Annotated in this window: 16 protein-coding genes and 1 pseudogene; 11 read left to right on the plus strand and 6 right to left on the minus strand. The window is 70.0% G+C overall.

Annotation, left to right across the window (positions count from 1 at the left end):
- The coding region (locus TU34_RS02430; protein ID WP_150116350.1) for a DUF2339 domain-containing protein at positions 1–1,631 on the plus strand (1,631 nt) is incomplete at its 5' end.
- On the opposite strand, the gene TU34_RS02435 is transcribed toward TU34_RS02430, so the two are convergent.
- The 3 genes from TU34_RS02435 to trmB form a co-directional block, all read right to left on the minus strand.
- Positions 1,619–4,618, minus strand: coding sequence for an MMPL family transporter (locus TU34_RS02435; protein WP_045821270.1), 3,000 nt, complete (start codon positions 4,616–4,618; stop codon positions 1,619–1,621). The genes TU34_RS02430 and TU34_RS02435 overlap by 13 nt on opposite strands.
- Positions 4,619–4,748: 130 nt before the next feature.
- Positions 4,749–5,453, minus strand: a complete 705-nt coding sequence (locus TU34_RS02440) for an NYN domain-containing protein (protein WP_045821271.1) — start codon at positions 5,451–5,453, stop codon at positions 4,749–4,751.
- Positions 5,453–6,235: a tRNA (guanosine(46)-N7)-methyltransferase TrmB gene (gene trmB, locus TU34_RS02445; RefSeq protein ID WP_052688647.1), complete on the minus strand. Its 783-nt coding sequence runs from the start codon at positions 6,233–6,235 to the stop codon at positions 5,453–5,455. Before trmB ends, TU34_RS02440 begins: the two co-directional genes overlap by 1 nt.
- A 49-nt stretch (positions 6,236–6,284) precedes the next feature.
- Here trmB and TU34_RS23835 point away from each other — a divergent pair, with 49 nt between their 5' ends.
- The 7 genes from TU34_RS23835 (at position 6,285) to TU34_RS02480 (ending at position 15,455) form a co-directional block, all read left to right on the plus strand.
- Positions 6,285–7,193, plus strand: a complete 909-nt coding sequence (locus tag TU34_RS23835) for a hypothetical protein (protein ID WP_045821280.1) — start codon at positions 6,285–6,287, stop codon at positions 7,191–7,193.
- Positions 7,190–8,479, plus strand: a complete 1,290-nt coding sequence (locus TU34_RS02455; protein ID WP_052688649.1) for a hypothetical protein — start codon at positions 7,190–7,192, stop codon at positions 8,477–8,479. Before TU34_RS23835 ends, TU34_RS02455 begins: the two co-directional genes overlap by 4 nt.
- Positions 8,476–8,838, plus strand: a complete 363-nt coding sequence (locus tag TU34_RS02460; RefSeq protein ID WP_082079771.1) for a DUF6802 family protein — start codon at positions 8,476–8,478, stop codon at positions 8,836–8,838. The genes TU34_RS02455 and TU34_RS02460 overlap by 4 nt, the downstream gene beginning before the upstream one ends.
- A 143-nt stretch (positions 8,839–8,981) precedes the next feature.
- Entirely contained in the window at positions 8,982–10,805 is a 1,824-nt protein-coding gene (locus tag TU34_RS02465) for a phosphoenolpyruvate carboxykinase (GTP) (protein ID WP_045821272.1), read from the plus strand.
- 113 nt (positions 10,806–10,918) lie between these two features.
- A complete protein-coding gene (locus tag TU34_RS02470; RefSeq protein ID WP_045821273.1) occupies positions 10,919–12,016 on the plus strand; it encodes an esterase-like activity of phytase family protein in 1,098 nt (365 codons plus the stop codon).
- A gap of 131 nt (positions 12,017–12,147) precedes the next feature.
- Positions 12,148–12,906 (plus strand): ABC transporter ATP-binding protein, encoded by a 759-nt coding sequence (locus TU34_RS02475; protein WP_045821274.1) that lies wholly within the window; start codon positions 12,148–12,150, stop codon positions 12,904–12,906.
- Complete coding sequence (locus TU34_RS02480) at positions 12,903–15,455, plus strand: ABC transporter permease (RefSeq protein ID WP_045821275.1); 2,553 nt, start codon at positions 12,903–12,905, stop codon at positions 15,453–15,455. Before TU34_RS02475 ends, TU34_RS02480 begins: the two co-directional genes overlap by 4 nt.
- A 7-nt stretch (positions 15,456–15,462) precedes the next feature.
- Here the strand turns inward: TU34_RS02480 and TU34_RS02485 are convergent, their stop codons facing one another.
- Together TU34_RS02485 and TU34_RS02490 are read right to left on the minus strand one after the other, a co-directional pair.
- The gene (locus TU34_RS02485; RefSeq protein ID WP_045821276.1) at positions 15,463–15,951 is read right to left on the minus strand and encodes a PaaI family thioesterase; all 489 of its coding nucleotides are present in this window, start codon (positions 15,949–15,951) and stop codon (positions 15,463–15,465) included.
- Positions 15,948–16,463, minus strand: a complete 516-nt coding sequence (locus tag TU34_RS02490; protein ID WP_052688650.1) for a winged helix-turn-helix transcriptional regulator — start codon at positions 16,461–16,463, stop codon at positions 15,948–15,950. Before TU34_RS02490 ends, TU34_RS02485 begins: the two co-directional genes overlap by 4 nt.
- Positions 16,464–16,561: 98 nt before the next feature.
- On the opposite strand from TU34_RS02490, the gene TU34_RS02495 reads away from it, so the two are divergent.
- Complete coding sequence (locus tag TU34_RS02495) at positions 16,562–17,701, plus strand: epoxide hydrolase family protein (protein ID WP_150116352.1); 1,140 nt, start codon at positions 16,562–16,564, stop codon at positions 17,699–17,701.
- Here the strand turns inward: TU34_RS02495 and TU34_RS02500 are convergent.
- Positions 17,689–18,519, minus strand: coding sequence for a G1 family glutamic endopeptidase (locus tag TU34_RS02500; protein WP_045821277.1), 831 nt, complete (start codon positions 18,517–18,519; stop codon positions 17,689–17,691). The two genes, TU34_RS02495 and TU34_RS02500, sit on opposite strands and share 13 nt — an antisense overlap.
- A 198-nt stretch (positions 18,520–18,717) precedes the next feature.
- Between TU34_RS02500 and TU34_RS24070 the strand changes: the two genes are divergently transcribed.
- Both TU34_RS24070 and TU34_RS02510 read left to right on the plus strand, forming a co-directional pair.
- The gene (locus TU34_RS24070) at positions 18,718–19,539 is read left to right on the plus strand and encodes a hypothetical protein (RefSeq protein ID WP_052688652.1); all 822 of its coding nucleotides are present in this window, start codon (positions 18,718–18,720) and stop codon (positions 19,537–19,539) included.
- Between the two features lie 158 nt (positions 19,540–19,697).
- Positions 19,698–20,126, plus strand: a pseudogene (locus tag TU34_RS02510) (HNH endonuclease); the annotation flags it as partial.

Here is a 20,126-nt window from a genome sequence, read left to right on the forward strand (position 1 = left end):
TCGCCCCTCCGTTCGTCCCGCCGCGGGGCACCGCCCCGCCGCCGTGGGCCGGACAGCCGTCGCCGCCTCCGCCGCCCCGACCTTCGCTGCTGCGCCGGGCCGCCTCGGCCACCGACGGCCGACTCGTGGGCACGATCCTCGCCGTCGCCGGGGTGGGCGTGACCCTCGTGGGGGTCGTGCTGCTGCTGGTCCTCGCCGCACAGGCCGGCATCCTGCGCCCGGAGGTCCGCGTCGGTGCCGGCGGTCTGCTGGCCGCCGCTCTCGTGGCGATCGGTGCCCGGGACCGCCGTCGGGGTTCCCGGGTCGGTCCGATCGCGCTGGTGGCGACCGGTGTCGGTACCGCCTACCTCGACATCGTGGCGACCACGCGGATCTATCACTGGCTGCCCGCGGCGGCGGGACTCGTCCTCGCCGGCGTCGTGGCCCTCGGTGGTCTGTCGCTGGCGCGGCGCTGGGGTTCGGAACACCTCGCCCTGCTCGTGGTGGTGCCGCTGATCGGTGCGGCGCCGTTCGTCGCCGGGGGAATCGGGTTGCCGCTGATCGGTTTCATGCTGGTGCTCGCCGCGATCACCCTGCCGTTCGGTGTCGGAACCGATGCCGCGGTGCCATGGGCGAATCTGCAGTACGCCCGCGTCGCCGCGGCCGCGCTGTGGTTGGTCCCGACGATCGTGACGATGGCCCAGAACCGTTCGGAAGCAAGCGCTCTCGACCAGTGGGCACTGGCCGTCGCATGCTTGGTGGCCGCGGCGATCGCGCTCGGCGGCAGCCTGCTCACCCGCGGCGACACCGCTCACGCCGTCGTCGCGGCGCTCGGTGCCGTCCCGGTCCTCGTGTGCGGCACGGCGATCGATCGTCCGCTCGCGGCGGGCGCGACGGCGGTGCTGGCCGTGGTGCTGACCGCGGCGGTCACCCTCGGCCGCTCGCACCTGACCGAGCCACTGCGTATCACGGGGGGCGTGCTCGCCGCGGTCGCGGCGCTCATCGCGGTGCCCACGGCGTTCGGCGGCCCGGTCGCGGTGCCGGTGCTCATCGGGTTGGCCGTGATGGTCACCGTCGTCGGCCGAGACGACGCGCTGGGTCGGGGGATCGGCCTCACCCTCACCGGGGTCGGCGCGCTGGGCTACCTGTCGACGACGCGACTGGAGTCACTGGTGGACCCGACCGTCACCGACACGGCGACCGCGACGTCGTCGATCGTCGGGGGGCTGCTGCTCGCCGCGGCGGCGATGACGACGGCCGGGGTGGTCGCGTCACGTCTGGCGGAGGCGGTGTGGCCGTGGATCCTCGGCGGCGTGGTCGCCCTCTACGGGATCACGGCCACCGCGGTGACCGCGGGCGTCGCGATCGGCGGCACCGGGACCGGCTTCCTCGCCGGCCACATGGCCGCGACCATCGTGTGGGTGTGCGCGTCCGGTGCGGCCCTGGTGCTCGCGGGCCGGGTCCCGGCCGGTCCGGCGCGCATCGCGCCCATCGCCGGCGCACTCACCCTGGCCGCCGCGGCGGTCGCGAAGCTGATCGTGTTCGACCTCGCCACCCTCGACGGCGGCTTCCGGGTCGGTGCCTTCATCGCGGTCGGTCTGGTCCTGCTGGCCCTCGGGGCCCGGTACGCCCGGACCGGTCAGGAGTCCTGATCGGGACGACGCGACGTCGTCCGCCGCAGGAGATCCTGCACCGAGATCTGCTGGCCGTCGCCCCGCTCGTGGCGCCGCCCGCCCGAATCGGAACCACCCGACCCCACCTCGGGGTCGGCCGGTTCGGGCCGCGGTGCGCGGGTGGGGCGCGGTGCCTGCGTGGGGCGTGACCCGTCGGCGTTCGGCACGGGGATCGGCCGTGACACCGGCGGCGAGCTCGGACGCCCATTGCCGTTCCCGGCGGCACCGTTGCCGTTGCCGCTCACCGTGCCGTTGTTGTCGTGGCTCGGTGGACGGGCGCTGATGGCACCGCCGAGGCGGATGCCGCTGTCACCGAGGCTCCACCCGCCGGTGTCGGGACGTGAGCCCGACGGCCGTGGCGGGAACGGACGTCCGCTCGGCTCCGACGGTTGCGCACCGGAGGGACGCGACCCGGACGGGATCGGCTCGCGGCTCGGTCGGCGGGGTGCGATGGGTCCGCTGTCCGGCGGCGGCGGTGGACGCCGCACGACATCGGGTGCCGGTCGGGGACCGGGGGCCTCGGCACGGCGGACCGGAGGACGGCCCTGTCCGGGAGGTGCGGCAGGTCGAGCGGGTCGGGCCCCGGCGGGCGGACCCGCGGGCCGCGCCGGACCGCGCTGCGGCGCCGGACGCCCCTGGGCGACCAACGCGGTCGTCGGCACCTGCGACACCACGGTGCCGGCGTCACGCTGGGTGCCGGGGATCGCGGCGCGACCGGGCTCGTCGTCGAGGATCGTCTCGCCGAGGCCGATCTTGCGCTGCACGGTCTGCATCCACTTCGGCGCCCACCAGCAGTCGTCGCCGAGCAGCTTCATCACCGCGGGGACCAGCAGCATGCGGATGACGGTCGCGTCGAGCAGGAGCGCGGCGATGATGCCGAACGCGATGTACTTCATCATCACGATCTCGGAGAAGCCGAACGCACCGACGACCACCACGAGGATGGCCGCGGCGGCGGTGATGATCCGACCGGTGTGCGCGGTACCGCTGCGGATCGCCTCGGTGGTGGTGGCGCCCTGTTGTCGCGCCTCCACCATGCGCGAGAGCAGGAACACCTCGTAGTCGGTCGACAGGCCGTAGATGATCGCGATGATCAACACCAGCACCGGCGACATCAGCGGGCCGGGGGTGAAGTTGAACAGCCCCGATCCGTGGCCGTCGATGAAGATCCACGTGAGCACGCCCAGCGTCGAGCCGAGTCCGAGAGCCGACATCAGCGCGGCCTTGATCGGCAGCACCACCGACCCGAACTGCAGGAACATCAACAGGAACGTCACCGAGATCAGCAGCACCACCATCAACGGCAGGTTGTCGAGCAGGGCGTCGATGGAGTCCTGGGTGAGCGCCGGGGTGCCCGCGACGTACATGGTGAGGCCCTGGGTGTTGATCGCCCGCAGCGCCTTCACCGCGTCGCCCGCGGTGTCGCGGTCGACGAGCCCCGCCGACATCTGCACCACACCGGTGCTGGTGCCCTCGATGCTCCCGGTGAGCGCGCCCTGGCCGCTGTCGAGGCTGAACTTCTTGGTGAAGCCGGGGATCTTGTTGGCCTCGTCGGCGATCTGCTGCAGTTTCGCGCCGTCGTCGCTGCTGTTCTCGTCGTAGCGGATGACGAGTTTGATCTCCTCGGTCCGCTGCGTCGGGAAGATCCGGTCGAAGTCCTGCTGGGCGACACGGAAGTCGTTGCCCGGCGGCAGGTACTTCTCGGTGATGCCGCCGAAGGAGATGTTGCTGAACGGGACGATGAGGACCAGCAGGAGGAGCACGGTCGGGATCGCGGTCTTGAGCGGGTGGCGCATCACCCAGCCCGACAGTCGGCCCCAGAACCCGGCCTCGATCTCCTTCTTCGTCTTGGTCTTGCGCAGGAACTTGAACCCGAGCATGTCGATGCGCGGGCCGAGGATGCCGAGGATCGCCGGCAACACGGTGATCGACAGCAGTGCCGCGAGGCTCACCGCGCAGATCGCGCCGTAGGCCACCGACTTGAGGAAGCCCTGCGGGAACAGCAGGAGACAGGCCAGCGCCGCTACGATGATGGTGGCCGAGAACACCACGGTCTGGCCCGCGGTCATGACCGTGCGTTTCACCGCCAACGGAGGTGGATAGCCCTCGGCGAGTTCCTCTCGGAACCGGCTGACGATGAACAACCCGTAGTCGATGGCGATACCCAGGCCGATCAGTGAGATCACCGGCTGGGCGAAGTAGTTGACCTCGGTGGCCTGGGCGAGGGCGTTGAGGATGCCGGTGGCGCCGGCGATGGTGAGACCGCCGATGATGACCGGCAACACCGCGGCGACCACACCGCCGAAGATGAAGAACAACATGATCGCCACCAGCGGCAGCGCGACGAGTTCGGCTCGTGTGGTGTCCTTCGCGACACCGTCGGAGATCCCGCCCGCGATGGGCTGCAACCCGGCGAGCTGGAACGTCGTGCCCGGCAGGTCGTAGCGCTGCGCGATGTCGTCGAAGAACGGCTGGATCGTCTTGTAGTTGTTCAGGATCGTCGTGTCGTTGTCGCCCTTGACGCCGATGCTGATGAACGCGTGCTGTTTCGAGGCGTCGAAGGTCTGCGCCCGGATCTGTTCCTGCGCGGCTCTCGACGCACCCCCGGTCGCGGAGAGGAAGGGGTCGATGAGCCCGGGATCGTCACGGTTGACGATGTTCGGATGCGCCGCGATGAGATCGGTGACGAACTTCTCGACCTTGGTGCCGAACTCGGGGTTGTCGACGGTGGTGCCGGCCGGCGGCGTGATCAACAACACGATGTCGGACTTGTGGTCGCGTCCGAAGGTATTGTCGGCGAGCTGCGAGCCCGCGACCGACTGCGACCCGTCGTCGAAGAACCCGCTCTGGCTGAGGTGCTTGCCGAGGGTGAGCCCGTAGAGGCCGAGGCCTCCCATCAGGACGATCAGCACCGCGATGACGGCGAAGCGCATCCGGTACACGAATGTGCCTATGGCTCCGAACACCGGTTACATCCTCTCCAGTCGGGCGAACACGTGCTCCCCGCACGCTCCGCCGCGAGGCGGGCGACAGGGGCGAACTCGCCACGATTGTCTCAGGTCATCGTTCCCGACGGGATCTCCGCCGTGTGGTCACTCAGTGCGAACGCCCGCTGAGCAACGCTGACAGCGGGCGGAACGGCGCCAGCCAGGCACCGTCATCGGGCAGCGAATCGAGGTTGATCCGCGGGAGGGGCTCGCGGAACACGCCCGCGATGTCCTCCAGGTCGACGAACTCGATGACCTCCGACGTCACCGCCCAACTGGCGTGTTCCCGGAAACCGAGGACGGTGACCGGCACACCCTCGGCGGCGATCTCCTCCAGCGGTTCCCGGAAGGCCTGACCGTCGGCCGAGGCCACGATCAGTCCCGCTAACCCCACAGTGTGCCTGCGCAACTCGATGTGGTCGAGCATGTCCGAGTCGACGTCACTGTCCTCGGTGACCTTCGGCTTCGCGAACACGGCGAAACCGACGTTGCGCAACGCCTCGACCCACGGCCGCACCACGTCGGCGCTACCGGGGACGATGTTCGTGAAGACGGTCGCCTCGGGCTCGATGTCGCGGGCGCCGTCGTCCGCCGCGGCCGACAGGTCGGCGGTACGCGTGAGCAGCCAGCGGCCCAGGGCGTCGAACCGGGGGCGGTGCGAGGTGGTCGGACGCCCACCCAGGATCGCCCCGAGCCCCATGTCGAGGTTCGGCGCGTCCCAGATCAGCAGCGACCGCGGTGCCGGGCTGCCGCCGGAGATGGTGCGCGCGACGCCGGGCGCCTCGGTGGCCGAACCACCGTTCTGGCCCGACATCAGGCTGCGTCCCGGGGGATGCGGCGCAGCACGAACTCGGTGACCGGGCGTCCCTCGCGATCGGCCCGACCCTCGAACTTGGTGGTCGGGCGGTCGAGGGAGAACGGCGCCTCGCCGTCGAACGGCACCAGCAGATCCTGCTCGGCCAGCTGCTCGGCGATGTACTCCGCGTACTCGGCGTGGTCGGTGGCGATGTGCACGACGGCGTCGTCGACGACCGCCTGCGCGATCAGCGCGAGCGTGCCGGTCTGCAGCAGCCGTCGTTTGTGATGGCGGGCCTTGGGCCACGGGTCGGGGAAGAACACGCGCATGCCGAACAGCGACGCCGGGGCGATCATGTCGCGCAGCACCGCCACCGCGTCACCGCGGACGATGCGGATGTTGTCGATGTCCTCGCGCACGATCATGCCGATGAGCTGGGCGAGTCCGGGTTTGTAGACCTCGACCGCGAGCACGTCGAACTGCGGCTCGACCTGCGCCATCGCCGCGGTCGATGTGCCGGTGCCGCAACCGATCTCCATGATCACCGGTGCGGTGCGGCCGAACCATGCGTGCACGTCGAGGGGGGAATCCGTCGCATCGCGACCGATGATCGGCCACACTGTCTCCCAGTTGTGCTGCTGGGCGGGCGTGAGAGCGCCGCGTCGCGATCGGAAACTGGTCACCCGGGGGTAGAGCCGCGCGCGTTCCACATGATCGATCGGGTCGGGCACGGTGTCGGTGCCCGTGGCATGGGAATCGGGGGCGTGCTGGTCGGGGTCCACCCTGCCATGGTGGCGCATCGAGGGGCCGGGGGACAGTCGGGCAGCAGTGGGAGAGGGTGAGGGGTCGATGGACGTGTCGGGTGTGGCGGTGTCCGGGGCACTGTTCTCCGACGGCCCGCTGGCCGACGCCGCCGCCCTGCTCGACGCCCTCGGCGACCGCTTCGACGACCGCCCCGAGATCGTGCACGCCCGACGCGAGGTGCACGACCGACTGCGGGTCGCCGTCCACGGTCGGCCCGGGACCGGCCGCGACACCCTCGCCCGTGCCGTCCGCGACCACCTCGACGTCGCGCCGATCGGTCCCGGTGACGACGATGCCGACGCCGATGCCGACCTCTGGATCTACGTGCTGGTGGGGTGGCCGCGTGCCGCCGACCACGCCGCGCTGCGACGGCTGCCCGCCGAGAGGACCCTCGTGGTGCTGGGCAAGGCCGACACCCTCGGCTCGTGGGAGGTCGCGCGGTCGACCGCCGACGAGATCGCGGCGCTGCTGCGCCGGCCGGTGCATCCGGTGATGCCGCTGCTGGGGTGCGCCGACCTCACCGACGAGGAGTTCGCGCTGCTGGAGACGATGGTGGCGACCGACGAACCGATGCCGTCGATGGCGGCGCACTTCATCGTCGGTGGTCGCGAGGAGCAGGCCCTGCGCACCGGCCTGCTGCGTCGGCTCGACCAGTTCGGCATCCTCACCGCCCTCGACCTCGTCGACGACGCGCGCCTCGAGGGCCGTCGACTCGACCGGCGACAGCTCAGCACGGCGCTGCGGGCCGACAGCGGGGTGTCGCAGCTGCGACTCGCGGTCGCCGCGACGCTGCCCGCGGTCGGTGTCCGTCGCCGCGACGTGGTCGTCGACCGCCTCGACCGTCTCGCCGCCGCCGGGATCGCCCGCGACGAGATCGAGGCGGCCCTCGGCCGGTTGCAGTCCGGCGGTGTCGGTCGGCCTCGGCCGAGGACCCTCGCGGGGTCGGGGACGTGAACCCGGACACGGTCGTGGTCGTCGGGGTCGGCCGCAGCGGGGTGACGACGCTGATCGAGGCCCTCGGCGTCGTCGATCCGGGCCTGCCGGTGGTGCGCATGTCACCCGCGGACCTCGCCCCGCCTGTTCGCGTTCGCGTCGGGCTGCTCGTGATCGACCCGTCGTCGGTGGTCGGCGACGAGGAGGCGAGCCTGTTCTCCCGGCTGCGCGCGGTCGCCTCCACCGTCGCCGTCGTGTGCACGAAGGTCGACGCGTTCTGGGACTGGCCCACCAACGCCCGGGCCAGTCGCGCGGTGCTCGACCCGACCGGGCGGTGGCCGGTGTTCGCGGTGTCGGGTGCGGCCGCCGTCGCCGGTGCGGTCGACGAATCCGGTGTCGACGAACTCCTCGGCTGGATCCGACAGTCGCCGCCGGTCACGTCGCACGACACCGCCGTCGACACCGGTGTGGCCCGCCGCCGGTCGGCGACCGAGCTCGCCGCGACCCGCGCGCGCCTGGTGCGCGGACGCGATCGGGGCCGGTCCGATCGGCTGGCCGCGCTGCGGTCGGGTCTCGCGAGCATCCGTGCCCGCGCCGTGGCCGATCTGAACGCCGGTGTCCGCGACATCGGCGCCACCTCCCGCGACACCGTCGCCGGGTTGCGCGACGACGACGTCGCCGCGCACGCCGAGTGGGTGGCCGCGGCCATGACCCACCTGCGTGACCGGCTCGACGCGCGGGTGCGGAACGAACTCGACCAGATCCGGGCGGTCGCGCTGCTGGGCATCGAACCGGTCGCACCCGCCGCACCCGCCCCGCAGCGTCCACCGGTACGACTGCGACCCCAGACGGAGCGTCGCCGCGGCGCGGAGGACGCGTTGCTGGTGTTGTTCGGGGCATCGGGTGGGGCCGCACTGGGACGTCTGGTGGTGACACCGCTCGCGCAGGTCCACACGCTGCAGTGGATCACCATGCCGGTGGCGCTGGTCATCGGTGTGGTGATGGCGATCGGGGTGGTGCGGCTGCGCCGGGTCGCGGCACTGCGCACCGCGGTCCGCACCTGGACCACCGAAGCGGTCGGCGAGGCGCGGGCGACGATCGAACACGACCTCCTCGACCGGATCACCGCGGCCGAACCCGTCGTCGCCGGACAGATCGCGCGACACCACGAGCGTCGCGCGCGCCTCGTCGCCGAGGAGGTCGCCGCCGTCGACGCCCAGATCCGCGGTTCGAGGGCGGGTGGAACCGAACGGGCCGTCGCGACGTCCGAACACGGACAGGCCATCGGCGAAGGGAAGCAGAGATGATCGAGATCGGTGACGCGTTCGATCAGGGTGACGGGACCGGGGGCGGCGATCCCGACGATCACCTGGTGCACCCGGCGATGGCGACACACCCCGCCCACGACCCCCACGACAACCTGTGGATGGCCGACGGCGACCGGATCTGGGACCTCGGGCCCGCTGAGACCGACACCGACGCCGACGGCGTCGCCGACTCGCTCACGCGGATCGGACCCGACGGTATGACCGTCTACACCGACAGCGATCACGACGGTCAGATCGACGCGATCACGGAGGTCGATGCGGACGGGGGCTACGAATCGCGCCGACTCGACACGGCCACCGGCGAGTGGGTGCGCACCGACATCGGGCGCCTGCGATGACCGAGCGTGCGATCGCTCACCCGTTTGGCGAACGGCCCGCCTGAACCAGTAACCTGGGCGGACACCATGTCCGTCACCGGCGACGGACACTCCCGGCGGGGGCTGCGGACCCCACGCCGGACGGCCACGCAGGAGATGCACAGATGACCTCAGCGACCATCCCCGGTCTGGATCCCGACAACGCCCCCACCCGGCACGCCGAGCTCCTGGCCTGGGTCGCCGAGATCGCCGAGCTCACCCAGCCCGACCGCGTGGAGTGGTCCGACGGCAGCGACGAGGAGTGGACGCGGCTGACCGACCATCTCGTCGCCGCGGGCACCATCGTGAAGCTGAACGAGGAGAAGAAGCCCAACTCCTACCTCGCGACCTCCGATCCCGCCGACGTCGCCCGCGTCGAGTCGCGCACCTACATCTGTTCGAAGAACGAGATCGACGCCGGCCCCACCAACAACTGGGTCGACCCGACCGAGATGCGCGCGACGATGACCGAGCTGTACCGCGGCTGCATGCGCGGACGCACGATGTACGTCATCCCGTTCTGCATGGGCCCGCTCGGCGCCGACGACCCGAAGCTCGGTGTCGAGATCACCGACTCGGAGTACGTGGTCCTGTCGATGCGGATCATGACGCGCGTCGGCCCGCAGGTCGTCGAGCTGCTCGGCGAGGACCGCTTCTTCGTCAAGGCGCTGCACTCGTTGGGCGCGCCGCTGGCCGACGGCGAGGCCGACGTCCCGTGGCCCTGCAACACCACGAAATACATCACCCACTTCCCCGAGGACCGCGAGATCTGGTCGTTCGGCTCGGGCTACGGCGGTAACGCGCTGCTGGGCAAGAAGTGCTACTCGCTGCGCATCGCCTCGGCCATGGCGCACGACGAGGGCTGGCTGGCCGAGCACATGCTCATCCTCAAGCTGATCAGCCCGGAGGAGAAGGCCTACTATTTCGCGGCGGCGTTCCCGAGCGCCTGCGGCAAGACCAACCTCGCGATGATCCAGCCGACCATCCCCGGCTGGCGCGCGGAGACCCTCGGCGACGACATCGCCTGGATGCGTTTCGGTGACGACGGCCGCCTCTACGCGGTGAACCCCGAGTTCGGGTTCTTCGGTGTGGCGCCGGGCACCAACTGGTCGTCGAACCCGAACGCGATGAAGACCGTCGAGGCCGGCAACACGATGTACACCAACGTGGCCCGCACCGACGACGGCGACATCTGGTGGGAGGGTCTCGAGGGCGAGCACGACCACCTCATCGACTGGCAGGGCAACGACTGGACGCCCGAGTCCGGAACGCCTGCCGCGCACCCGAACTCGCGCTACTGCACCCCGATGAGCCAGTGCCCGATCATGGCGCCGGAGTGGGACGACCCCCAGGGCGTGCCGATCTCGGGCATCCTGTTCGGCGGCCGTCGCAAGACCACCGTCCCGCTGGTGACCGAGGCTCGCAGCTGGCAGCACGGTGTGTTCATGGGCGCGACCGTGGGCTCCGAGCAGACCGCCGCCGCCGAGGGCACGGTCGGCACCATCCGCCGCGACCCGATGGCCATGCTGCCGTTCCTGGGCTACAACGTGGGCGACTACCTGCAGCACTGGATCGACCTCGGCAAGAACGCCGACGAGTCGAAGCTGCCGAAGGTGTTCTACGTCAACTGGTTCCGTCGCGGCGACGACAAGCGCTTCCTGTGGCCCGGATTCGGCGAGAACAGCCGCGTGCTGAAGTGGATCGTCGAGCGCATCGAGGGCACCGCTGACGGCGTCGAGACCCCCATCGGCATCGTCGCGACACCGGAGGCCCTCGATCTCGACGGCCTCGACGCGTCGCCGGCGGACGTCGCGGAGTCGCTTGCGGTGAACCTCGACGAGTGGCGCGGCGAGATCCCGTCGATCGAGGAGTGGTTCGAGTTCGTCGGTGAGAAGCTCCCCACCGGGATCGCCGACGAGTTCGCCGCACTCAAGCAGCGCCTGAGCTGAGCGCGACGAACATCACCGGACGCACCCGGGTCGGTCACTTTCCGATCTCGTACCGCCGCTTTGCGGTACTTGGTCTGGTGCGGGTTCCGACGGTGCCGGTAGCATCCCGCCTCATGGGTCTCAGTCGCTCCGGCGCGCGTCGTTCCTCTCTCGGTGTCCTCCTCCTGAGCTGCGCGCTCGCGGTCGGCACCGTCGTCGCGGCGCCGTCCTCGGCCGCGCCCGGGCTGCGGGGGCCGTCGGCGCGCTACGTCGACACGATGACCGTGCCCGACAACTTCATCCCGTTCCCCGCGCGCTTCGGCGGACTGTCGGGCATCGACAACATCGGTGGCGGCAACTACGTCGCGGTCAGCGACGACAAGGTCCAGTACGGCGCCACGCGGTACTACCAGTTCGGCCTGCCGATCACGCCCGACGGGATGTTCGCCTCGACCACCCCGCAGATCAACGGCGGCGGCACCATCCTCGGGCCCGGCAACGTGCCGATCCTGCCCGGCGGCGCCGACCTCGAGGGCATCCGCAAACTCGGTGGCAACTACGTCGTCTCCAGCGAGGGGGCACGACCGTTCGTCCGGGTGATCACCCCGCCCGGTCTCTACGTACGTGACCTGCCGATCCCGCGTGCCTACCTCCCGGGCCGCTCGTCGGGCCTGGCTGTCAACGACGGTTTCGAGGGCCTCGCGGTCACCCCGGGCGGTTCGATCGCGCTGATGGCCGAGCAGGCCCTGCGCCAGGACGGACCCGCCCCCACCAAGGCCGCCGGCACCCGCTCGCGGCTGCTGGTCTACGGCGCCCGCGGCGGCACCAACGAGTACGTCTACCGCACCGATCCGCTCGCGCGGAACGCGAGCAACCGTGCGAGCAAGGGCGTCTCGGAGATCCTCGCCGTCAACGCCACCGACTTCCTCGTCCTCGAGCGTGGATTCGATCCCGCGACCGGCCGCAACGACATCAAGGTCTACTTCTCCACGACCCGCGGCGCGACCTCGGTGACCGGGGTGAACCGCCTCTCGGGTCGCGAGACGGTCATGCCCAAGACGCTGGTCTACGACTTCGCCTCGCTGCCGCTGCTGCGCCCGGACAACGTCGAGGGCATGGCCTTCGGACCGCGGCTGTCGGGCAATCGTCGTGCGCTGATCCTCATCAGCGACGACAACTTCAACAACCCGACGCAGCACACCAAGCTGCACCTGCTGGCGCTGCGTTTCTAGTCCACTCCTCCCGCGCCATGGATGATGGTGGGGGAAAAGATCAGGGACTGCCCCGATGTCGACGATGACCGTCGCGGGCGATCATCTCGTGTGAGCACACGCCACACGGGTGCCCCGGTCGGAAGGCGGACATGAGCGTTTCAGCAGCAGAACAGTCGACGAGTGCGGAGATCGCGGCGCGCGCAACCGATGTGACGAAGACCTACGGGTCGGGTGACACCACGGTCGAGGCCCTGCGCGGTGTCTCGCTGTCGTTCCGGTCGGGGGAGTTCACCGCGATCATGGGTCCCTCCGGCTCAGGCAAGTCGACGCTCATGCACTGTCTCGCCGGCCTCGACTCGGTGAGCGGCGGTTCGGTCACCATCGGTGACACCGATCTCACCTCGCTGGGCGACAAGGAGATGACCCGGTTGCGTCGCGACCGCATCGGGTTCGTGTTCCAGTCCTACAACCTGGTGCCCACCCTCACCGCGCGCGAGAACATCACCCTGCCGCTCGACATCGCCGGCCGCACCCCCGATCAGCAGTGGTTCGACACCGTCGTCGAACGCCTCGGCATCGGTGAGCGCCTCGGTCACCGCCCCAGTGAGCTGTCCGGCGGACAGCAGCAGCGGGTGGCCTGTGCCCGCGCCCTGGTCGGCCAACCGGCGATCATCTTCGGCGACGAGCCCACCGGCAACCTCGACTCCCGTTCCTCGGGTGAGGTGATGAGCATCCTGCGGGCCGCGGTCGACGAGTTCGGCCAGACCGTGGTCATCGTGACCCACGACCCGCGCGCCGCGAGCTGGGCCGACCGGGTGGTGTTCCTCGCCGACGGCCGCATCGTCGAGGAGCTGCACAAGCCGTCGGCCGACGACGTGTACGCCTACATGAAGAACCTCGACGCATGAATTCGGCGTCCACCATGCGCCGGGTCTCACTGCGAAACCTGGCCGCGCACAAGGTCCGTCTCGTGCTCACGGTGCTCTCGGTGGTGCTCGGCACCTCGTTCGTGGCGGGGTCGATCATCTTCACCGGGACCATCTCGACGGCGTTCGACAACATCTTCGACAAGGTCGCGCTCGGGGTCGACACCCGACTGAGCCCGGCCGAGTCGCGGGCGTCGGGGGTCGACACCGCGGTTCTCGAGCGCCTCGAGGCCGAGAAGTCGCAGCTGGGCATCGCCAAGATCGTCCCGCGCTACTCGGCCACGGTCACCATCGCCAAGGCCGACGGCACCGCCCTGCAGACCGGTGGCGCGCCCAGTGTCGGGACGGCGTTCACGCCGCCCGCCGAGGCGTTGTCGACCACGGAGTCGATGCTCGAACCCGGCGGACGCGCGCCGGTCGGGACCGGTGAGATCGCGCTCAACGCCAGTGCGGCGAAGGAGGCCGGACTCTCGGTCGGGTCGACCACGACGCTGGTGGTGAGCCGCGGTGCGGCCACGCCGATGAAGGTCACCGTCGTCGGGATCGTCGACCTCCCCCAGGACACCGGCGGGTACGTCAACGTCCAGGTGCAGGAATCGGTTGCCCGGCAACTGTTCTCCGCCGACGACCGGCCCGCGTTCATCGAGATGGCGGCGGTACCGGGGGTGAGCGCGACGACGCTCACCGACCGGGTTCAGGCCGCGTTCGGCGACGACTACAAGGCCCAGACCGGCGCCCAGGTGCGGCAGGAGGAGAAGGACCGGGTCAACCAGTTCCTCGACGTCTTCAACTACATCCTGTTGGCGTTCGCGGCGATCGGGCTCATCGTCGGCACGTTCATCATCTACAACACCTTCGCGATGATCATCGCGCAACGGGTGAAGGAGCTCGCGCTGCTGCGCGCCATCGGCGCCGGACGCGGGCAGATCACCCGGTCGGTGTTGCTCGAGGCGTTCGTGGTCGGATTGTTCGGCGGCCTCGTGGGGCTCGGTGTCGGCGTCGGGTTGGCGGCGATCCTCAAGGCGGTCACGACCTCCACCTCGGGACTGCCCAGTGCGCCACTGGAACTCACGCCGAGCGCGGTGATCGCCTGCATGGGGGTGGGCATCGTCGTGACGATGATCAGCGCCTACGCCCCGGCGCGACGTGCGGGTCAGGTGTCGCCGGTGGAGGCGATGCGCGAGAGCGCCACCGACGGTGCCTCGTCGCTGAGGCGGCGCACCCTCGCCGGCGCGATCCTCGGCGTCATCGGTGTCGCGGTCATCGGCATCGGCACCTCCGGACAGGGCGCGAAGTATGCGTCGACCGTCGGTGGCGGCGCACTGCTCATGATCATCGCGGTCGTGCTGTTCGCCCCGGCGCTGTCGCGGCCGCTCGTCGGCGCACTCGGCCGGGTGCTCGGTGCGCCGTTCGGCAAGATCGGTCGGCTCGCCCGCACCAACGCGGTGCGCAACCCGAGGCGCACGGCGGCAACGGCTTTCGCGCTCACGCTCGGGCTGATGCTCGTCGCGGTGGTCGGCACGTTCGGGTCGAGTCTGAAGGGGTCGATCGACACCGCCATCAACAAGAACCTGTCGGCGGATCTCGTGCTGGCCACGTCGGATCAGGGTGCGCTGCCGACGTCGGTGGTCACCGCGGCCAGTAAGGCGCAGGGTGTGGGCACCGCGGTGTCGTTCCGCATCGTCGCGGCCAAGGTCGACGGGCAGGCGGTCAGTGGCATCTCGCCCACCGGTGACCTCGGTGCGGTCACGCCGTACGAGATGCTCGACGGCGCATCGAAATCGATCCCGTCCGACGGGATGATCGTCTCGGAGAAGACCAGCAAGTCCAAGGGCTGGAAACGCGGCCAGGTGCTCACGTTCACCGGTTACGACGGCGCCACGGTGCCGGTCACGGTGTCCGGCATCTACAAGGACTCACAGATCCTCGACCCCTGGCAGATGGGGGAGGGGGCCTACGAGAAGCTGGTGCCCGCCGGGTATCGATCAGATCTGTTGGTGCTGGTGAAGGCCGCGCCGGGGGAGTCGGTCGATGCGCTGCGCACCGAGTTGACCGCCGCCACCAAGGATTTCCTGACGGTGCAGGTCGAGGACCGTGCGCAGTTCGTCGGGCAGGCGTCGTCGCAGATCGATCAGATGCTGGCCGTACTCTACGGCATGCTCGGGTTGGCGCTGGTGATCGCGGTGCTCGGCATCATCAACACGTTGGCGTTGTCGGTGATCGAGCGCAAACGCGAGATCGGGATGCTCCGCGCGATCGGCATGGCCCGCGCCCAGGTCCGCCGGACCATCTACGTCGAGTCGGTCCTGATCGCCATCTTCGGTGCCGTGCTGGGCGTCATCCTCGGCAGCGGTATCGGCATCGCCCTGGTGCGCACGTTCCGCGATCTCGGGATCACCACCGCCGTGCTGCCGTACGGCCTGATCGGGATCACGCTGGTGGCGGCCGCGTTCGTCGGTGTGCTGGCCGCGCTGTGGCCGGCGGTGCGCGCCGCGCGGACCAACCCCCTCGAGGCGATCACCGACGCCTGATCCCGTGTCAGGGTCGCAGGATCACGCAGCTGCTGGTGGCCGAGGCGAGCAGTCGGTCGTCACGGTCGCGGATCTCGGCCTGCGCGAGCGCGGTTCGGCGCCCGGCGTGGACGACCGTTCCGGTGCAGGTGATCTCGCCGGTGTCGGCACGCACGCCGCGCAGGTACTTCACCGACAGGTCGAGGCTGGTGTAGCCGACACCCTCGTCGAGCACGGTCTGCACCGCGCAGCCCGCGGCAGAGTCGAGCAGGGTGGCGAGGATGCCGCCGTGCACCGAGCCGATCGGGTTGTAGTGGTACTCGGCGGGCTGCAGCGCGAAGACGACGCGACCGGATTCGGCCGAGACGAGGGTGGCGCCGGTCAGGTGCATGATCGGCGGCGCGGGCACCTCCCCGGCGGCCAGCGCGAGGATGAAGTCGAGGCCGGTGCGGCCCTGTGCGGCCGACGCCGTGGCCATCGGATCGTCCCAGGTGACGGTGCGGGTGCGGTCGGTCATGTGTGGTCCTCGGGGGTCTCGGTGTCGGGTGCGGGGCCCGCGGCGAGCGCGGTCTCGTACCGGGGGACGAGATGGTCATCGGTACAGCGCATCTCGGCGTGCACGGTCGCGCCGCAGTCGCGGTGCACGGTGTGCAGCGGGGGTCCGGGCTCGGGTGCCTCCCACCGATCACCCCAGTCGCGCAGGGCGGTGAGCACCACTCGGAGTTCCCCACCCTTGGTGGTGAGTCGGTACTCCTGTCGTTCCCGTTGTCCGGGTTCGCGATAGGGGCGGCGTTCGAGGATCCCGGCCGCGGTCAGCTCGTTCAGCCGCTTCGCCGCGGCCGACTCCGACACCCCGACCCGTTCGGCGAAGTCGTCGAAGCGTCGGGTGCCGAAGAACGCCTCGCGCAGCAGCAGCAGCGAGATCCGGTTGCCGATCACGTCGAGGGCGCGGGCGATCGAGCAGTTCGCGTTCGTGAGCGTCCACTCCCCACGGTCGGGGAGCAGCTCGGGTGGCGGATGCGTGGCCATCGGGTCAGGCTAGCACCCCTGGCTTTCCTGTCGAGAAGTCAGTCGATGGGGGCACACTGGTGGGCGTGACTTCTGACGACAGCACCCCTTCGGAGACGATCACCCCCTTCCGCGTCGAGGTGGCGCAGGAGCAGCTCGACGATCTCGCCGATCGCCTCGCCCGCACCCGGTGGGCCGAGCCGGAGACCGTCGACGACATCTCGCAGGGGGTGCGGGAGGAGTTCCTGCGTTCGCTGGTCGCCCACTGGGCCGACGGCTACGACTGGCGCCGACTCGAGCGGCGTCTCAACGACCTGCCGCAGTTCCGGGTCGAACTCGACGGTGGAGGCCCGGACAGCCTGCGGGTCCACGTGATCCACGTGCGGTCGTCGCGGCCCGACGCCACGCCTCTGCTGTTGACCCACGGGTGGCCGGGCTCGGTGTGCGAGTTCCTCGACGTGATCGCGCCGCTGACCGAGCCGGACGCCGACGAACCGGCGTTCCACGTCGTGATCCCGGCCCTGCCGGGGTTCGGGTTCAGCGACAAGCCGACGTCGCCGGGCTGGGGGATCGAGCGGATCGCCGACGCCTGGGCCCAACTCATGGCGCGTCTCGGCTACGAGCAGTACGTCGCTCAGGGCGGTGACTGGGGGTCGATCGTCACCAGCAGTCTCGCCGAGCGCGACGCCGAGCACATCGTGGGCATTCACCTGAACATGCCCCTCGCGCCGCCGGATCGTGATGACGAGCCGACTCCGCAGGAGGCGGAGATCCTCGCCGAGTCGGCCGAGCACCGGCGTCAGCGCACCGGGTACCAGAAGCAGCAGTCGACCCGGCCGCAAACACTGGGATACGGCCTCGTCGATTCCCCTGTCGGGCAGGCGGCGTGGATCGTCGAGAAATTCTGGGAGTGGACCGATCACGACGGTGACCTGTCGTCGATCCTCGATCACGATCAGCTGCTCGACGCGGTGATGATGTACTGGCTGCCCGCCGCGGGGGCGTCGTCGGCCCGGATCTACTGGGAGGCGGCCATCATCCCGACGTGGCCGAACATCACCGTGCCGGTGGGCATCTCGATGTTCCCGAAGGAGATCTTCCGGACGTCACGGCGGTGGGCGGCGAAGCGGTACCCGACCCTGGGGTACTTCCACGAGGTCGATCGTGGTGGCCACTTCGCCGCCCTCGAACAGCCCGAGCTCTTCGTGTCCGAGGTCCGGGCGTGGTTCGCGACGCTGAGAACGGTTCAGCCCGTGTAGGTCTGGGTGCCGGTGGCCAGCCAGGTCGTGGTGAAGCCGTTGGCCGTGGAGTTGGGGGCCGATGTCTGGGTCTCCTGGGTGCCCTGACCGTCGACGATGTCGATCGACTGGCTCGAGGTGAGTGCCGGTGAGGCCCCGTTGACGGTGATGGCGCGGAAGGTCACCGAACCCCAGTTCGGCGCGGTCGAGATGTAGCCGTTGACGTCGGTGTCCTCCTGGATCCATTCAGCCGAGGCGCCGGGGCCGGTGTAGGCGGCGGTCTTGCTCGCGGTCTGGCCGGTGGTGGTGTCGGTGAGCGTCATGGTCGAGGTGGTGCCGTTGGTGACCACCGAGGCGGTGATGGCGTCGCCGGGGGAGATCGGGAAACGGCTGAACCGGGTCTCGGGGGCGGGATCGCTGGGTGTGATCACCTCCCACCACGCGTAGTACGAGACCTTCCCGTTGGCGACGTCGGCCTCGGTGCCGGTCTGGGTGAGGTAGCTGTTGGCAGCGCCGTCGACGCCGACCCACGTCGAGGAGTAGCCCGGGTAGGTGGTCGCCGTCTTGGGGACGGTCCACGACGCCGTGGAGCTCCGGAACTGCCCCGCCGATCCGGTCTGGGCGTAGCCCGCCCAGTTCGTCGAGGTGCTGCCGGCGGCGACACGGCCGGTCTTCGATCCGCGCGGCTTGCGGCCGACGAGGGGATGCCCGTGGACGCCGGTGGATGCGGAGACGGCGCTCGTGGTGGCGGGAACGTCGACGCTCGCCGCGACGGCCAGGGTCGGGACGACCGCGGACGTGGCCAGGGCGGCGAGGGTGACGGCGAGATGGCGGCGCATGGGGACCCCTACTGTTAGTTGCCGGTGATAACCGAATGAGTGAGACCACCTGATCAGAGTTCTGCCCAGTTGGCGTGGTGAAGACCGATTTGTCGCGTCCGGGCGCCGAAACGTCGGTGTTCGGCGGGTGGGTGCTCGGCGCCAGGCAGACTGGTGGGCGACCCGACAGGACGTCGGTGGGACGAGAGAGGCCGCGAGATGACCGAACGACCCGGTGGCGAGCAGGATCCCGGAGCGGACGATCAGTGGCGCCCGGTCGACCCGGTGGGCGGAAACCCGCCCACGCAGGCCTTCGACCCCGCCCAGGGTCCGTACCCGCAGGATCCGTACTCGCAACCCCAGTACGGGCAGCAGCCGCCCTACGGCGAGCCCCAGTACGGCACAGCTCAGTACGGGCAGACCCCGTACGGCCAGCCCCAGTTCGACCAGACCCAGTACGGCCAGCCGCAGTACACCCAGCCGGGGTACGGCCAGGATCCGTACGCGCAGCCCCAGTACGGAGGGACCCAGTACGGCGGGACACCGCCCGGCGGTGGCAACACGAACCGGACGCTGTGGCTGATCGCAGCCGTGGTGGCCCTGCTCGTGGTGGTGGCGCTGGTGGCCGGCTACTTCCTGGTGAGCAACAGCGGCGATGACAGCGACAACGATCTGGCGGCGTCGAGCAGCACGTCGGTCACCGCGCCGGACGATTCGCTGATCCCCGATCTCCCTGGTGGCGCGATCCCCACGGAGGAGCCGCCGACGTCGGCGACCCCCACCGCGGGGCAGATCCTGTACCAGATCACGGGTAACGGCCAGGTTCTCGGACTGACCTACTCGGCCGGCCAGACCTTCAAGATCACACCGCGCCTCATCACCCCGCCGTGGTCGGTGGCCGTCGATGTCGGGGTGACGCCGTCGTTGACGGCGGTCGTCCTCCAGGGTCAGCTGACGTGCACGATCAGCCGGGACGGCAAGGTGCTGAACACCTCGACATCCTCGACCGGCTTGTTGCGCTGTGAGGCGCCCGCGGGCTGATCGGCGCGGACCGGCAGTTCCGTCTCGGCTTCCCGAAAGGGTATGTGCGCGAACGTATGCGGATCACGATGTTGTCCACAGGACGTGCCATCGACGTGGTGTCTGTCGGTACCCTCGAGTAGACTCGAACTCGTATTCGAGAGACGATTCGGGGGGGCATGGACACGGACGACGCATTTGTGGTTGCGCTGCAGTCGTTCCTGTCGTCACTGGCTGACCTCCCCGCCGCCGGTGACGAGGCGGCCGCGATCGATCGCATCTCGGTACTCGAGGCGATCAAGGCGGGATGCGCTGCGGCGCAGGCGGTCGAGACAATTCGACTGGAGGAACTTCGCGTAGAATCCGAGTCCGCCGCCGGCGTACCAAAGGCCCGCCAGGGTCGTGGGTTGGCCGCCGAGGTCGCACTCGCACGCAAAGCGTCCGGCTCTGCTGGTGGTCGGCACCTCGGGTTCGCGCGTGCGGTGATGCGCGAGATGCCGCACACGCGTGTCGCGTTGGCGTCCGGCGCGCTCACCGAGTGGCGAGCGACGATCCTGGTCCGCGAGACCGCGCACCTCACCCCACATGATCGCGGAGAGATCGACCGT

The sequence above is a fragment of the Williamsia herbipolensis genome, assembly GCF_000964005.1.
Taxonomy (GTDB): domain Bacteria; phylum Actinomycetota; class Actinomycetes; order Mycobacteriales; family Mycobacteriaceae; genus Williamsia_A; species Williamsia_A herbipolensis.

What these genes read in the sequence shown, in the direction of transcription:
- TU34_RS23835 (WP_045821280.1), top strand. Translation starts at nt 6,285, where the DNA reads ATGGACGTGTCGGGTGTGGCGGTGTCCGGGGCACTGTTCTCCGACGGC.
- TU34_RS24070 (WP_052688652.1), top strand. Translation starts at nt 18,718, where the DNA reads ATGACCGAACGACCCGGTGGCGAGCAGGATCCCGGAGCGGACGATCAG.
- TU34_RS02500 (WP_045821277.1), bottom strand. Translation starts at nt 18,519, where the DNA reads ATGCGCCGCCATCTCGCCGTCACCCTCGCCGCCCTGGCCACGTCCGCG.
- TU34_RS02440 (WP_045821271.1), bottom strand. Translation starts at nt 5,453, where the DNA reads ATGTCGGGCCAGAACGGTGGTTCGGCCACCGAGGCGCCCGGCGTCGCG.
- TU34_RS02460 (WP_082079771.1), top strand. Translation starts at nt 8,476, where the DNA reads ATGATCGAGATCGGTGACGCGTTCGATCAGGGTGACGGGACCGGGGGC.
- TU34_RS02490 (WP_052688650.1), bottom strand. Translation starts at nt 16,463, where the DNA reads ATGGCCACGCATCCGCCACCCGAGCTGCTCCCCGACCGTGGGGAGTGG.
- TU34_RS02470 (WP_045821273.1), top strand. Translation starts at nt 10,919, where the DNA reads ATGGGTCTCAGTCGCTCCGGCGCGCGTCGTTCCTCTCTCGGTGTCCTC.
- TU34_RS02485 (WP_045821276.1), bottom strand. Translation starts at nt 15,951, where the DNA reads ATGACCGACCGCACCCGCACCGTCACCTGGGACGATCCGATGGCCACG.
- trmB (WP_052688647.1), bottom strand. Translation starts at nt 6,235, where the DNA reads ATGCGCCACCATGGCAGGGTGGACCCCGACCAGCACGCCCCCGATTCC.
- TU34_RS02465 (WP_045821272.1), top strand. Translation starts at nt 8,982, where the DNA reads ATGACCTCAGCGACCATCCCCGGTCTGGATCCCGACAACGCCCCCACC.
- TU34_RS02475 (WP_045821274.1), top strand. Translation starts at nt 12,148, where the DNA reads ATGAGCGTTTCAGCAGCAGAACAGTCGACGAGTGCGGAGATCGCGGCG.
- TU34_RS02480 (WP_045821275.1), top strand. Translation starts at nt 12,903, where the DNA reads ATGAATTCGGCGTCCACCATGCGCCGGGTCTCACTGCGAAACCTGGCC.